This window comes from Candidatus Viadribacter manganicus (genome assembly GCF_001679665.1).
GTDB lineage: Bacteria > Pseudomonadota > Alphaproteobacteria > Caulobacterales > Aquidulcibacteraceae > Vitreimonas > Vitreimonas manganica.
The window spans coordinates 28,256-43,701 of sequence record NZ_CP013244.1 but is presented as its reverse complement, the minus strand read 5'-3'; the positions used below and the strand labels follow the sequence as shown (position 1 = coordinate 43,701).

11 protein-coding genes and 1 tRNA gene are annotated in these 15,446 nt (G+C 60.9%); 5 read left to right on the top strand and 7 right to left on the bottom strand.

The genetic code is table 11. The features are described from left to right. The first annotated feature begins 50 nt into the window (after window positions 1-50). Window positions 51-1,313 (top strand): PleD family two-component system response regulator, encoded by a 1,263-nt coding sequence (locus ATE48_RS00230; RefSeq protein ID WP_156767528.1) that lies wholly within the window; start codon window positions 51-53, stop codon window positions 1,311-1,313. On the opposite strand, the gene mfd is transcribed toward ATE48_RS00230, so the two are convergent. Both mfd and ATE48_RS00220 read right to left on the bottom strand, forming a co-directional pair. Then, window positions 1,310-4,801, bottom strand: coding sequence for a transcription-repair coupling factor (gene mfd / locus ATE48_RS00225; protein WP_066766534.1), 3,492 nt, complete (start codon window positions 4,799-4,801; stop codon window positions 1,310-1,312). The two genes, ATE48_RS00230 and mfd, sit on opposite strands and share 4 nt — an antisense overlap. Continuing rightward, entirely contained in the window at window positions 4,801-5,067 is a 267-nt protein-coding gene (locus ATE48_RS00220) for an FAD assembly factor SdhE (protein ID WP_066766533.1), read from the bottom strand. The genes mfd and ATE48_RS00220 overlap by 1 nt, the downstream gene beginning before the upstream one ends. Before the next feature lie 83 nt (window positions 5,068-5,150). On the opposite strand from ATE48_RS00220, the gene recG reads away from it, so the two are divergent. The 4 genes from recG (at window position 5,151) to sseA (ending at window position 10,371) form a co-directional block, all read left to right on the top strand. Next, window positions 5,151-7,253, top strand: a complete 2,103-nt coding sequence (gene recG, locus ATE48_RS00215) for an ATP-dependent DNA helicase RecG (RefSeq protein ID WP_066766526.1) — start codon at window positions 5,151-5,153, stop codon at window positions 7,251-7,253. Window positions 7,254-7,329: 76 nt separating this feature from the next. Beyond that, a complete protein-coding gene (locus ATE48_RS00210) occupies window positions 7,330-8,124 on the top strand; it encodes a glycosyltransferase family 2 protein (protein WP_066766524.1) in 795 nt (264 codons plus the stop codon). 84 nt (window positions 8,125-8,208) lie between these two features. Then, a complete protein-coding gene (locus ATE48_RS00205; RefSeq protein WP_083197482.1) occupies window positions 8,209-9,459 on the top strand; it encodes a class I SAM-dependent methyltransferase in 1,251 nt (416 codons plus the stop codon). A 51-nt stretch (window positions 9,460-9,510) separates the two neighbouring features. Further along, a complete protein-coding gene (sseA, locus tag ATE48_RS00200) occupies window positions 9,511-10,371 on the top strand; it encodes a 3-mercaptopyruvate sulfurtransferase (RefSeq protein ID WP_066766522.1) in 861 nt (286 codons plus the stop codon). Here sseA and ATE48_RS00195 read toward each other — a convergent pair. The 5 genes from ATE48_RS00195 to clpX all read right to left on the bottom strand — a co-directional run bounded on the left by ATE48_RS00195 (window position 10,372) and on the right by clpX (window position 15,313). Next, window positions 10,372-10,448 (bottom strand) — tRNA-Arg (locus ATE48_RS00195). 31 nt (window positions 10,449-10,479) lie between these two features. Next, window positions 10,480-10,785, bottom strand: a complete 306-nt coding sequence (locus ATE48_RS00190) for an ETC complex I subunit (protein ID WP_066766520.1) — start codon at window positions 10,783-10,785, stop codon at window positions 10,480-10,482. A gap of 94 nt (window positions 10,786-10,879) precedes the next feature. Then, window positions 10,880-11,149 carry an HU family DNA-binding protein gene (locus tag ATE48_RS00185; protein WP_066766517.1) on the bottom strand — a complete coding sequence of 90 codons (270 nt, stop codon included), beginning with the start codon at window positions 11,147-11,149 and terminating at the stop codon, window positions 10,880-10,882. 147 nt (window positions 11,150-11,296) lie between these two features. Further along, the gene (gene lon, locus ATE48_RS00180) at window positions 11,297-13,699 is read right to left on the bottom strand and encodes an endopeptidase La (RefSeq protein WP_066766515.1); all 2,403 of its coding nucleotides are present in this window, start codon (window positions 13,697-13,699) and stop codon (window positions 11,297-11,299) included. Window positions 13,700-14,044: 345 nt separating this feature from the next. Next, the gene (gene clpX / locus ATE48_RS00175; protein ID WP_066766513.1) at window positions 14,045-15,313 is read right to left on the bottom strand and encodes an ATP-dependent Clp protease ATP-binding subunit ClpX; all 1,269 of its coding nucleotides are present in this window, start codon (window positions 15,311-15,313) and stop codon (window positions 14,045-14,047) included. Between the last annotated feature and the right edge of the window lie 133 nt (window positions 15,314-15,446).

Here is a 15,446-nt window from a genome sequence, read left to right as displayed (position 1 = left end):
TACTTATAGTAGTTCGCAGCCCGCCGTCGCGGGGCGCCGGAGCGTTAACCTTGCGTATTGTGGTGAGAGCCGCCGACGCGCGCCTAGCGCGCGATGCGCAAGAGATGCTCGCCAATGCGGGCGTCAGCGCCACAGCGCTCGCAGGCCCCTATCGCGCTGCACCCGACGGCGAGGACATTCGAATTCTTGCAGGTGAGGGCGCTCCACATGAGGTCGCCGGCTCCCCTCTCCTTCTAAGCCTGACAGCCGGGCGCATCGACACGGCGCCTGCAACGGGCGCTGAGACTGGCGCGCTCGCACTCAACGGCCCTCCCAAATTGCTCGCTGCACAGATGGAATCTTGGACACGTGTCGCGATCGCTGAAGAAGAACGCGCACGCCGGCTTGCCACTGCGGAGGTGATGGGTCTGACCCCGCCAAAGCAACCGGAGCCTCACAAGCTCAAGGCGCTCTACATTGGCGCGCCAAGTTCGGCATTCCTCGCGTTGGAACGCACGCTCGCCGACCAAGGTGGATTGGTGGCTGCCGCCTTCACCTCGTACACGGGTTTCGATCACCTTCACGATGAGCCCTTCGACGCCGTCGTTCTCAACGCTGCACAAGATCCAAGTACGGCGCTCTCGCTGTGTTCGGCGTTGCGCCGAAACGCTTCGCTCTACCACCTGCCCACTTTGGTGCTGACCAAACCGGGCGACGCTGCGACGGCGGCATCCGCTATCGATCGCGGCGCATCGGCGATCAGCACCACGATCACGCCTTGCGAGGCTAGCCTCGGTTGGTTGTTTGAGGCCGTACGCCGCGAGCGTCGACGCCGCGCGGCAGAGCACGACATGCGCGCGCTGCGCGACGTAATGGGTGATCCACGCACTGGCCTCTGGCTGCGCGACGCATTCAACAACCACGTCGCGCGTCTCGCAGCGGATCACCACGCAAGCGGACGCCCGATGAGCATGGTCGTCCTGCGCGTAACGCCAGCCATAGGCGCTCGTGAACCTAGCCCGGAAATATGGCGCAAAGGGTTCGGTGAAATCGCCTCACTGGCGGCGCGACTCATGCGTGACGCAGATAGCGGTGTAACCTTAGGACATGATCTGATCGCACTCGCTCTGCCAGCGGCGCGGTTGCGAAACGCCAAGCGCACCGCGGAACGGATCGCGTCGGTTGCTGAGTGCACCGCGTTCGCATCCGGTGAGGGCGGCGCTGGCCCGCTCGTATTCGAACAGAGCGTGGTCGAACTTCAGCCTGGCGAAAGCGGTTCAGCAATGATGGCGCGCGCACTTCGCGCCATCGAGGTCGAGAGCATTCCCGCTTAGGCTGCCTTGCGTGTCGCCAGGCGCGACATCGCTTCCAGCACGCCGCGTAGCGCCCTCAAACGCTGTGTCGCCTCCGGCCAACCGCCCTGTACGACCAGCTTACCGTCCGGTCGCATCTTATAGTCATCTGGGCGTTCGGTGATGAAGCGAACGAGCGCGAGCGGATCTGGAAAGCCCGTTTCGCGGAAGGTCAGCACCGCGCCTTTAGGACCGGCGTCCAGCTTTGAAATCTGGCAACGGCGGCAGAGCGCCTTAAGCGCCGCAACGGCGATGAGTTGCTCAGCTTCCGCCGGAAGCGTCCCGAAGCGATCGATCAGCTCGGCCGCGAACGCCTCGCGCTCTTGATCGGAATCCAACTCCGCCAAACGCCTGTAGAGCGCTAGGCGCACTGTCAAATCAGCAACGTAGTCCTCGGGAATAAGAACCGACGCTCCAACATTGATCTGCGGCGACCATGATTTCTCACTGACGGCCTCATCTGTGCCATCGCGCAGAGAGGCCACCGCCTCTTCCAGCATCGACTGATAAAGCTCGACGCCAACTTCGCGAATGTGGCCTGACTGTTCTTCGCCGAGAAGATTGCCGCCACCACGCATATCCAAATCGTGGCTTGCGAGCGTGAAGCCCGCGCCAAGACTATCAAGCGAGCCTAAAATCTTGAGACGCTTTTCCGCGCTCACCGTCATCGACTGCTCGGCCGCGGTGGTGAGGTAGGCGTAAGCACGCAATTTCGAACGACCCACCCGGCCACGCAGCTGATAGAGCTGCGCGAGACCGAACATATCGGCCCGGAAGCAAACCAACGTATTCGCCCGCGGAATATCGAGCCCCGATTCCACGATGCTCGTTGAAACCAGAATGTCGAACGCACCATCGTAGAAGTTCGTCATGATTTCATCTAGAGAGCCCGCACCCATTTGTCCGTGGGCAATCGCGAACGTCACCTCGGGCACATTGCGCCGCAGGAATTCAGCGATCTCTTCCAAGTCCGTAATCCGCGGAGCAACGAAGAAACTTTGACCACCGCGATACTTCTCACGCAGCAACGCCTCTCGCACGGTCACGGCGTCGAACGGCGTGACGTAGGTGCGCACCGCCATCCGATCGATGGGCGGCGTCGTGATGAGACTCATCTCGCGCACGCCGGCGAGCGCAAGCTGCAGCGTCCGCGGGATTGGCGTCGCCGATAACGTCAGCGCGTGCACTTCGGCGCGCAGATCCTTCAAACGCTCTTTATGCTTCACGCCGAAGTGCTGCTCTTCGTCGATGATCATCAGCCCAAGATCGGAGAACTTCATGGTCTTGGAGAGCAGCGCATGAGTGCCGACAACGATTTCGATCGTGCCGTCCACGAGCCCTGCTTTAGTTTCATTGGCTTCTTTTGTGGTCACAAGGCGTGAGAGCTGGCGCACACGAATAGGCAGACCACGGAAGCGCTCTGAGAACGTCCGGAAATGTTGGCGGCACAGCAACGTCGTGGGCGCGACGACCGCCACTTGCTTGCCCGTCATTGCGACCAAGAACGCTGCACGCAGCGCCACTTCGGTTTTCCCGAACCCGACGTCGCCGCAGATGAGACGGTCCATGGGCCGGCCCGCCGCGAGATCGCCGACAACATCGTCGATGGCGCTGAGCTGATCGTCTGTTTCCTCATACGGAAAGCGTGCGCAGAACTCGTCCCACAACCCTTCGGGCGGCGCGACGGCCTCCGCCACCCGGGTGGCGCGCAGGGCGGCGATGCGAAGCAACTCTTCGGCCATGTCGCGCAGGCGCTGCTTGGCGCGCGCTTTGCGGCTTTGCCAAGCGACACCGCCTAGCTTGTCGAGTTGGGCTTCGGCGTCTTCAGCGCCGTAGCGGCTCACAAGTTCGATGTTCTCGACCGGCAGATAGAGCTTGTCGCCACCGTGATAAGTCAGATCCAAGCAATCATGCGGCGCGCCAGCGACGTCGAGGGTCTTCAGCCCTTCATAGCGGCCCACGCCGTGATCCTGGTGGACGATCAAATCGCCCTGATTCATCGCCGCAGCTTCTGCAATCACGCTCGCCGCTTTGCGGCGCTTGCGGGGACGCGCAAGGCGATCGCCTAAGATGTCTTGTTCAGCGATGAGTGCGAGTTGATCGGTCTCAAAGCCATGCTCGATTGGCAGCACCGCCAATGCGTGCGCACCCTTGGGGAGCGCCGCGGCGTGACGCCATGACTGGCTGCGAACTACGGCTTCGAGTCCGTGATCGCTCAGCACGCCCGCAAGCCGTTCCGCAGAGCCATCCGACCAAGCCGCGATGATCACGCGTTTCTTCGCCTTGGTCAAAGCCGCGATGTGCTTTGCAGCCATCTCGAAGACGTTGACGTCCGCGGTGTTGCGCTCCGGGGCAAAATCGCGCCCAGGCTTTGCACCGAGGTCGATGGACTTCTTCGCATCGGTATCGAAGTGCGTGATGCGCCGAAGCGCCCGCGCTCCTAGCGCCGCGACCAGCGCCTCGTCGCTGAGATAAAGCAACTCGGGTTCGGGGGCCCGAAACGGCGCGCCACCGCGCGGTATTGGCGCTGTTTTACGTGAATCGTAATGATCCCGAGCCGTCTCAACGCGCTCTTTGATCGCCTCTTCGGCAAGCGCATCGAACGCCACCAACGCGTTCTCGCCCGCATAGTCAAAGATGGTCTCAAGCCGTTCATAGAAGAACGGCAAGAACTGCTCGACACCCTGACGCCGAATACGCGCGCTCACGCTATCATAAAGCGGATCGCTGACGGCGCCGAACGCTTGCGTGAAGCGTCGGCGGAACTGAAGCACCGTCATGTCATCGAGCAACACCTCGCTGACGGGCGTCAGCAGCGCCGTTTTGAACTTCGCCTTTGAGATCTGCGTCTCAGGGTCAAAGCTGCGGACGGTCTCCAGCGTGTCGCCAAAAAAATCGAAACGGAACGGCTCGGGCGCTCCTGGCGGAAACACGTCAATGAGCCCACCGCGCACAGCAAATTCGCCTGGCGCACGCACCGTCGAGGCGCGCGAGTATCCATTGACGACGAGATAGCTCTCAAGCTGCTCCATCGAGGTCTCGGCGCCGGCCTCGGCGGCGAACGAACCTTGTGCCAAACGCTGACGCGGCGGTACCCGCTGCGCCACGGCCGAGGCGGTGGCTACAATGAGAAGCGGAGCGTCCTTCTCCCCTCGCCGCGCGAGTTGAGTGAGTGCTGCACAGCGCTGAGCGGCGACTGCCGCGGCGGGAGAAATCCGATCGTAGGGGAGTGTGTCCCAAGCCGGCAGGCGCAGCGTCTCGAGTTCTGGCGCGAAGAACTTTGCCGCCGCTTCAAACTGCGACGCGCGCGGCTCGTCGCGCGCGATGAAGAGCGTAACCCCGCCGCGCAGACGCGCGGCCTCCGCCAAGCCCGCAGCATCGACACCCTCGGGCGCGCCAGAAACCACAAGCGCGTCCTTCGACTTCGCGAGCGTCTCAATCAACTTTTGTGGGAGAGCAGGGTCTTTCATCAGTCCGATTTGGCAGTCAGTTCGAAACGGAACGCGCGAATCGACGCCAACACCGGCGTGTCGTATTCACGCGGTGCAGGCGCCTGTTCGGTTACCCACTCGTAGACCTCCTGGTCTTGCGCATCGAGTAGGGCCTCAAAAGCGTCCAAGCTGGTTTCATCGAGTTCGGCAAGATACCGATCCGCGAAACCGCCTAGAATCAGATCAATCTCGCGAAATCCCCGACGCCACGCGCGGAATTTCAGCTTCTTGCGGCGGTCGTCCATGGGCCCCTTGAAAGTAGGCAAAGTGCGAGGGGGCCGCGCTATAACCCATATGGGGCGCCCTGTCAGCGCCGCCAGAGCCAACGATGACCGAGCCTGCCCCTTCCCCCGCCAAGGCCGTGCTGGACGCACTCCTCTCGCCCGCGCGTGCGCTTAAGGGCGCAAGAAAAGACACGATCGATCTGATCGCCAAGGTCACCGGCGGGAGGCTGGTCCGCGACTTAGTTTTCCTACCGCCCAACTCAGCCATCGACCGCCGCCTGCGCGTTCCGATTGGCGAGACCAACGAAGGCGATATCGCGACGATTGAAGCGGAAGTCGACGCCCACATGCCGGGGTACAAGAACCTGCCCTATCGCATCCGGCTGCGCGATGAGACTGGCTTGCTCACGGTCGCGTACTTTCGCGCCAATGAGGAGATGTTGAAGCGCATGTGGCCCGTGGGCCAGACCCGGCTCATCAGCGGCACGATCGGGGTCTACGATGGGATGCGGCAAATGCTGCACCCGGATCACGTTGTAGATCCGACAAAGGGCGAGGCGCCGCCCACCGTCGAGCCCGTCTACCCACTAACACAAGGCCTCGCGGGCCGAACGCTTGCGCGCACGCTCCAAGCGGCGCTCGACACTGTGCCTGAAGCGCCCGAATGGCTCGAGGCCAGCACTGTGAAGGCGCATGACTGGCCAGACTTCCGCACAGCGCTAGAACATATTCATCGCCCGGCATCTCCGGACGATGTTCTACCTGAGAGCGCGTTCCGTACGCGGCTTGCTTATGACGAATTGTTTGCACGCCAGTGTGCGCTGCGCCTGCGGCGCCAACACAGACGCAAAGAGCCCGGACGCGCCATTCTTGGCGACGGGCGTCTTTCCAACGCATTGATCAAGAGCCTGCCGTTCGCGCCAACCAACGCACAACGCCGGTCCATGAATGAAATCTACGCCGACATGAGTGAGCCAGCGCCAATGTTGCGCTTGCTCCAAGGTGACGTGGGTTCGGGCAAAACCCTTGTTGCGGCGCTTGCCATGGCGCGGGCGGCCGAGGCGGGACTGCAAAGCGCGATGATGGCGCCGACGGACTTGCTTGCACGCCAACACGGCGCGACGCTTGCGCCACTGCTTGAATCCGCTGGCATAACCATGGCGGTGCTTACCGGGCGCGACAAAGCCAAAGACCGCAAAGCTATCCTTCAACGATTGCGCAGCGGCGAGTTGAACGTTGCCGTGGGAACCCACGCCCTCTTCCAGGACGACGTCGAGTTTCACGATCTCGGGCTTATCGTCATCGACGAACAACACCGCTTCGGCGTGTCCGATCGGATGCGCATGGTGGCAAAAGGCTTCGCACCACACGTTCTGGTCATGAGCGCCACGCCAATCCCGCGCACGCTTGCGCTGTCGATACACGGCGACATGGACCTTTCCGTCCTCGACGAAAAACCACCGGGCCGCCAGCCCATCAAAACAGCCACCATGCCGACTTCACGTATTGCCGAGGTCATCGAAGGTATCGGCGATGCAGCCAAACGCGGAGAGCGCGCTTATTGGGTGTGCCCACTCATCGAAGAAAGCGAAGCGGTCGATTTGCCCGCGGTGCTCGATCGCCACGCCGAATTGCAAGCATACTTCGGCAAAGGCGTAGAGATCGTTCACGGCAAGATGAGCGGCGCGGCACGCGAGGCCGCCATGGATCGCTTTCGCTCGGGCGAGTCATTCTTGATGGTGGCGACTACGGTGATCGAAGTCGGCGTCAACGTCCCCGAAGCTACCATCATGGTGATTGAGCAAGCAGAGCGCTTCGGCCTTGCCCAACTTCACCAACTGCGCGGCCGTGTTGGGCGCGGCGACAAACAAGGCTCGTGCGTTCTGCTTTGGAAGCCGCCACTGGGTGAAAACGCCAAGAACCGCCTTGATGCAATCCGTCGCAACGACGATGGCTTCGCCATCGCGGAAATCGATTTCAAACTACGCGGCGCAGGCGACGTGCTTGGCACCCAGCAATCTGGCCTGCCGCCGTTCCGCCTCGTCAGTCCCGAAGCGCATGCCGAGCTGCTTGGCTCAGCGGACAAAGAAGCGCGTCTGGCGATTGAGAGAGATCCGGACCTCAAGAGCGCTCGCGGAGAGGCCATCCGCTTAGTACTTTCGCTATTTGGCTATGCCGACGCCGCCGAACTCGCGCGCTCGGGCTAGATCCCCTCAACCTGGGTGTTTCTGCGGGAGCTGTCTTGCAAGCCAGGGCGGCTGACGCCTAGGGATGCGTCCACATATGTCGAACCCGCCAATCTCTTGTTACATCCGCGCCAAGAACGAGGAGCGCCTAATCGCCGAGGTGATTACGGCCGCTTTGCAAGTCGCAGACGAGGTTGTCGTCATCGACTCTGGCTCGACCGACAAAACCATCCCACTGAGCGAAGCTGCCGGCGCCCGTGTCGTACCCTCGCCTTGGCTAGGAGGAGGAAAACAAAAACGCCTTGGCGAAGATGCTTGCAAGCACAATTGGATGCTCGATCTCGACGCCGACGAAATCGTTACCCCAGAGCTGGCCGAAGAAATCCGTGCATTGTTCGCCGGCGGCAAAGAACCACCCTGCCCTGTCTACACGTTCGAACTCGTGACCAAACCACCTGTTGGTGAGCCTTGGTGGAACGCGAGCGTGGTCAAACGCAACCGCTTCTATGACCGTCGCATCATACGCGCGCGCGACCATGCTGGCTGGGACCAACTCGAAATTCCCGCCGGGATGAAAGTCGGCAAGTTCAAAAACCAGATCTTGCACGTGTCGTTCACGGGCCTTGAGCAATTGCAAGACAAGTTCAACAAGACGTCGTCCTCGCGAGCAAAGAACGCGACGCTCAAATCATTTTGGTATGTCGCCTTGCGCCTGCTGTTTGCACGGCCATTTTATTTCTTGAACCACTATGTCCGCCGCGGCCTCTGGCGCGAAGGATGGTACGGCTTCGCGGTCGCCAACATCGCAGCGCACGGCCGATGGCTGAAAGACGCAAAGATGCTCGAAATCTACCTGCGCCGGCGAGACGAAACGAAAGCTCGAAAGGCCTGATCCACCCGGCTTCGGGGTTCGTAGATGGAACTGGCCCGGCAGTCTGGGCCTTTATCCCCAAAGGACCCTTCCTACATGAAGTCGATGGCAGACGAGATTGCACCTTCCGGGGAGCCGCAACTCCGACCGCGCGCCACGCCTGCGCTGCTTGCCGGCATGCGTGCGCCCGCCAGCGCCAAAGCGGTGCTGTTAGCGCTTCTACAACTCAAAGGCGGCACAGCGCTGGTCTGGCTGCCCGATGGCCGCACGCTGGCCTTCGGAGACGGTGAGGGACCACAAGTTGATTTTGCCATCAAAGATTATCGCTTCGCTCGGCGCGTGCTTGCCAGCGGCGACATCGGCTTCGCCGAAGGCCTCATGGCGGGCGAATGGGAAAGCAGCGATCTTTCGGCGCTTTTGACTCTGCTCGCCTCCAACGTTGAACGCTTCACGCGCTTGCTGGAAGGAGGCCCGATAGGCAAAGCGCTGCATTGGCTACGCCACCTCTCGAACGCGAACACAAAGAGTGGCTCGCGCCGAAACATTTTGGCCCACTACGACCTCGGCAACGAGTTCTACAGCGCATGGCTCGACGCCTCGATGACATACTCGTCAGCGCGTTTCGATGCCCAAGTGAGGGACCTCGAAGCTGGCCAACGCGCCAAGTATCAAGCGCTCGCCGAGCATCTAGACCTCAAACCGAGCGATCATATTCTTGAGATCGGCTGCGGCTGGGGTGGCTTCGCCGAGTTCGCCGCGCGCGAATACGGCGCGCGCGTTACGGGCATCACCATCAGCGACGAGCAATTGGTCTACGCACGCGCGCGTATGCTTCGTGCGGGGCTTTCCGATCGCGTCGAGATTCGCCGCCAAGACTATCGCGACGTCGAGGGACAATTCGACAAGGTCGCGTCGATTGAAATGTTCGAGGCTGTCGGCGAGAAGTACTGGCCCGCATATTTCGGGAAAATCTTCGAGGTCTTGAAGCCCGGCGGCCGCGCAGGCCTACAGATCATCACCATCAAGGAAGAATTGTTCGAAAAGTACCGACGCCGCGCCGACTTCATTCAACGCTATGTCTTTCCAGGCGGGATGCTCGCGAGCATCGACCGGCTCAAAGAAGAAACAGCCAATGTCGGCCTCGTTTGGCGCCGCGCAGAGGCGTTCGGGCAATCCTACGCGGACACGCTCGCAGAATGGGCCCGACGCTTCAAAGCCAAATGGACGGACATCCGCGCGCTTGGATTTGATGAGCGGTTCAAACAGCTCTGGCTGTTTTATCTCAGCTATTGCGAAGCTGGCTTCCGCACCGGTCGAACGGACGTGGTTCAACTGGAACTCGCCAAACCCGCCTAAGGCAAGGCGCCGGCGGTTGAAGCGGCGAGCGGAGAGGCCTAGCCTCCAGCAATGACCGGTTTACCTTATGACCCGCTTGTTTCAGCCGCTTGGTTGGCGGAGCGATTGGACGCGCCCGATATCCGTGTCGTTGACGCGACGTGGTTCATGCCCAGCGACCCCCGGGACGCGAAAGCGCTTTATGCGGAGCGTCGCATCCCCGGCGCGATCTTCTTCGACATCGACGAGATCGCCGACACGTCCAGTGATTTGCCTCACATGCTGCCGGCGCCAGAGAAGTTTGCATCGCGCATGAAGAAGGCTGGCATCGGCGATGGCACGCGCATCATCATCTACGACAATCACGGCCTGATGAGCGCCGCGCGGGTCTGGTGGACGTTCCGCGTATTCGGTCACGAAGACGTCGCCGTGCTCGACGGTGGCTTCCCCGCCTGGGAACGCGGCGGTCACGAGATTGAAACCGACCCGCCGCGACCGCGCATGGAACGGCACTTCACGCCGCGCGTGCGCAGCGACCTCGTCCGAACTCTGAGTGACATCCAGCGCGCCATTGATGGAGGCAATCGGACCCCCATCCTCGACGCACGCCCGGCTGCCCGTTTCCGCGGCGAGGCAGCAGAGCCGCGCCAAGGTGTTCGCTCCGGTCACATGCCGGGAGCGCTGAACGTGCCCTTCCAATCGCTGTTGAACGCTGATGGCTCAATGAAGAGCGCGCCCGAGCTCAAACAGATCTTCGAGAGCGCGGGCCTTGCCACGAACGCGCCCCCGATATGCAGCTGCGGCTCAGGCATCACGGCTGCGGTGATCGCACTCGCGCTCGCGCGTACTGGCCGTTGGGACGCTGCGGTCTATGACGGCTCATGGACTGAATGGGGCGGCCATAAGGACACAGCAGTCGTTACTGGAGCATAATGGCGACCCCAGCAGGACTTGAACCTGCAACCGCTCGCTTAGAAGGCGAGTGCTCTATCCAGTTGAGCTATGGGGTCATCGAGAGCGAACTATGCCGCCGAATAGCGTTCAGTGTGACCAGGGCTCGCGGCGTCTGAACGCAAAGTTGTCGCTGTATGCCTTGATTTGGCGCTTCGCTTCCGGGGGATCAATCACCTGGTGTGGGATCGCATGCGTACGTGCAAATTCGATGGCCGCTTCTTTGGTGTCGAAGCTCATGCGCACCTGACCGTTCGTGTCGGCGCCGCTAATCCACCCCATGAGCACGTCTGGGCGCGGCGCATTCGCGAGCACGAATTCAAGCCGCCACTTCTTCGTGGCCGCCTTGCCGGACTGCATTGCGTTCTTCGCGGGGCGGTAGATTTTCGCCAACATTCGAATGACCTCTGACCGGGTGGCTACACGCGGACGGCCTAAATGAAAAGGGCGGCCCGCAAGGACCGCCCTTCTGCAAATCGCCGCAACCAGCTCAGATCGCTTCTTTGAGCGCCTTGCCGGCCCGGAATTTTGGCCGCTTACCTGCCGGCACGATGACCTCTTCACCGGTCTGCGGATTACGGGCCTTGCGCTCCTTCGTTTCCGAAACGAGAAAAACACCGAACTGCGGCAAGCGCACTTCGTCGCCGCGCTTCAGTGCGGCCGTAAGAGCTTCAAACACTGCGTTGACGACTTCTTCGCCCCGTTGCTTCGACTCGCCGATACGCTCGGACACGTCGGCAACGAACTCTGCTTTATTCATGAGGAATAGCCCCTATCCCGCTTGGAGTGTGGCGCGCCGATTCCGGCTGCATCGCTGCGGACGCTAGGAGCATTTGCCCCTAGCGCCAAGCAAAACGCGGGATTGTTGCGGCTGCGAAAACCGTTTCTCAGGTTCCCTGCGCGCCCGTTAGTGCGGACGCGCACCTTCTTGACCACCATCGCCACCTTCGGCGCGGCGGTTCTCGGCCAGTTCGTCCTCTTCGCTCCATTCGATGGGCGTCAGCGGGCGCACGAGCGCACGCTTCAACACATCATCGACCGTCGCAACAGGCACGATCTCCAGCCCGGCCTTCACGTTGTCCGGGATGTCCGCCAGATCCTTCTCATTGTCCTTAGGGATCAGCGCGATCTTCACGCCGCCGCGCAGCGCTGCGAGCAGCTTTTCCTTCAAGCCACCAATAGGCAGCACACGCCCGCGCAGCGTTATCTCGCCGGTCATCGCCACATCCTTGCGGATCGGAATGCCAGTGAGCACCGACACGATCGCCGTAGCCATTGCGACGCCAGCGGACGGACCATCCTTCGGCGTTGCGCCTTCCGGCACGTGCACGTGAATATCGCGCGTACGGAAGAGCGGCGGTTTGACCCCGAAATGGATCGCGCGCGATCGCACGTAGGAGCTGGCGGCCGAGATCGATTCCTTCATCACGTCGCGAAGGTTGCCGGTGACGGTCATTGATCCCTTACCCGGCATCGACACAGCTTCGATCGTCAGCAATTCGCCGCCGACTTCCGTCCAGGCCAATCCGGTCACGACACCGACCTGATCTTCGAGGTCGGTCTCGCCGAAGCGATACTTCCAAACGCCAGCGTATTCTGGAAGATTCTCCGCGGTGATCTCCACCTTGGTGACCTTCTTCTGTTCGAGTTGGCGCACTGCCTTGCGGGCCAAGTTGCCGATCTCACGCTCCAGCGAGCGAACACCCGCCTCTCGCGTGTACCGGCGGATGAGATCGCGCAACGCGTCTTCAGACACGCTGAACTCGCTCTTCTTTAGACCGTTGTTTTCGTATTGCTTGCCAAGCAAGTGACGCTTCGCGATCTCAAGCTTTTCATCCTCGGTGTAACCAGGGATGCGGATGATCTCCATGCGATCCAGCAAAGGCTGGGGCATGTTGAGGCTATTTGCGGTGGTGATGAACAGCACGTCCGAGAGATCGTAGTCCACTTCGAGATAGTGGTCGTTGAACGTGGAGTTTTGCTCTGGATCCAACACTTCGAGCAGAGCCGCCGCCGGATCGCCGCGATAATCGGCGCCAAGCTTGTCGATTTCATCGAGCAGGAAGAGCGGATTTTGCGTCTTCGCCTTCTTCATCGACTGAATAACGCGCCCCGGCATCGAGCCGATGTAGGTGCGGCGGTGACCACGGATTTCCGCTTCATCGCGCACGCCGCCAAGCGACATGCGAACGAAATCACGTCCCGTGGCCTTCGCGATGGAGCGGCCGAGTGAGGTCTTGCCAACACCAGGAGGGCCAACGAGGCAGAGAATCGGGCCGCGCAGTTTGTTCGTACGCGCCTGCACCGCGAGATACTCGAGGATACGGTCCTTGACCTTATCGAGACCATAGTGGTCTTCATCGAGGACGGCCTGCGCCGCATCGATGTCCTTCTTGACCTTCTTCTTGTTGCCCCACGGGAGCGACAACAACCAATCGAGATAATTGCGCACCACCGTCGATTCCGCCGACATCGGCGACATCTGACGGAGCTTCTTCATCTCGGCTTCGGCCTTGGTCTTGGCCTCTTTTGAGAGCTTCGTGTTCTTGATGCGATTTTCGAGCTCGGCGATGTCTTCGCGGCCTTCGTCGCCGTCGCCCAGCTCGCGCTGGATCGCCTTCATCTGCTCGTTCAGATAATACTCGCGCTGCGTCTTCTCCATTTGACGCTTCACGCGATTGCGAATTTTGCGCTCGACCTGAAGCATTCCGACTTCGCCTTCAATGAGCGTCAGAATGCGCTCAAGCCGTTGCGGCACATCGGCGAGTTCAAGCAGCGCCTGTTTGTCTGGAATTTTGATGCTGAGATGACCCGCGACGGAATCGGCCAGGCGCGAGGGCTCGGCGATCTGGCTCACCGCCTGCTGCACTTCAGGCTGCGTCTTACGTGACAGCTTTGTGTAATTATCCCATTGATCGACGACAGCGCGCGCAACGGCCCGAGCTTCAGGCGTGTCGGCGTTTTCATCCAGCAACTCTTCAGCTTCCGCTTCGAAGTAGCTGTCGTTCTCTTGGAAATTCGTGATCTTCGCGCGGTACGCGCCCTCGACCAGCACGCGCACGGTGCCATCCGGCAGCTTCAGCAGCTGCACAACCGTCGCTACCGTGCCGACGGTGAAGATGCGATCAGCAGTAGGCTCGTCCTCAGATGCATCCATCTGTGCGGCGAGCAATATCTGCTTGTCCTTGCGCATCACCTCATCGAGCGCACGCACCGACTTTTCGCGGCCCACAAACAGCGGCGCCGCCATCTTCGGATACACGACGATGTCGCGAAGCGGCAGGACTGGGAAAACACGGCTCTCGGCCATTCTGTGCTCCTTTGCCGAATGCCCGCGTCTGGGAGCAGCCCACGGGAAACGGCATTAACGTCTGAAAATGTGGAAGCGTTCGGGGGCCGCTTCAAGTGTTGGCCAGACACGTCCATGTGGAACGCATGGCAGAGCAAAGGTTCCGCCTGCAGTCCTGGGTGGATTGCGGACGATTCTGCCTAACGTTCAGTTTGGATTCACGTTGCGCAAACGGCCCGAAACCGCCCGTTCCGCGCACGATACATGGGATCGGGCCGCTTCAGCTTCAATCCGCCCAAGCAACCGCTCAAAGCAAAAAGCCCCGCCTTGCAGCGGGGCCTCTAACTTACAGCCAGGAACGCGGCGTCAACCGGTAGCGCCCGCGCCGTCACGGCGCTCTGAGTAGATTTGCAGCGGCTTGGCGCGCCCTTCGACCACGTCTGCCGACACAACCACCTCTTCCACGCCCCGCATCGAGGGCAATTCGAACATCGTATCCAACAAGATACTTTCGAGGATCGAACGAAGACCACGCGCACCGGTCTTGCGTTGAATGGCCTTCTTTGAAATGGCCGAGAGCGCTTCGTTCGGGAACGTGAGCTTCACGTTCTCCATCTCGAACATGCGCTGATACTGCTTCACCAGCGCGTTCTTCGGCTCTGTGAGGATGGTGATCAGCGCCGGCTCGTCGAGGTCTTCCAGCGTCGCCAAAACAGGCAGACGGCCGACGAATTCCGGGATGAGGCCGAACTTCAAAAGATCGTCCGGCTCGATTTGACGGAGGATCTCACCGGTACGGCGATCTTCTTCGTCACGGACCGTCGCGCCGAAGCCGATCGACGTACCCTTGCCGCGTTGGCTGATGATCTTGTCGAGACCAGCAAACGCACCGCCGCAGATGAACAGGATGTTCGTCGTATCGACTTGCAGGAATTCTTGTTGCGGGTGCTTGCGGCCGCCTTGCGGAGGAACGGAAGCAACTGTGCCTTCCATGATCTTGAGCAGCGCTTGCTGCACGCCTTCGCCCGACACATCGCGTGTGATCGAGGGATTGTCGGATTTACGCGAAATCTTATCGACTTCGTCGATGTACACGATGCCACGTTGCGCACGTTCGACGTTGTAGTCGGCGGCCTGCAGCAGCTTCAGAATGATATTCTCGACGTCTTCACCGACATAACCAGCTTCGGTGAGCGTGGTCGCGTCAGCCATCGTAAACGGCACGTCGATGATGCGCGCCAACGTCTGCGCGAGCAGCGTCTTGCCGCAGCCCGTCGGGCCGATCAGCAGGATGTTCGACTTCGCCAGCTCAACATCGCCGTTCTTCGCGGCATGGTTCAGGCGCTTGTAGTGGTTGTGCACCGCGACCGAGAGGACGCGCTTGGCGTGGTCTTGACCCACGACGTAATCATCCAGGACGCCTTTGATCTCCTTCGGAGACGGCACGCCTTCCTTGGACTTCACGAGCGAAGTTTTGTGCTCCTCACGGATGATATCCATGCAGAGCTCAACGCACTCGTCGCAGATGAACACTGTCGGGCCCGCGATAAGCTTGCGAACCTCGTGCTGGCTCTTACCGCAGAACGAGCAATAGAGAGTGTTCTTGGACTCTCCGCTGGTCGTGGCTTTGCTCATACGCGATCCTTCAAGGGGCCGACTGGGACCAGAGTGCTAACGGGTGAAAGCGGCGGGCTGATGGCCCCAAATAACGCCCCCGCATAACAGATGGTTGACCATCATCCCTTTCAAAAACGTTGCACCGCCCGGC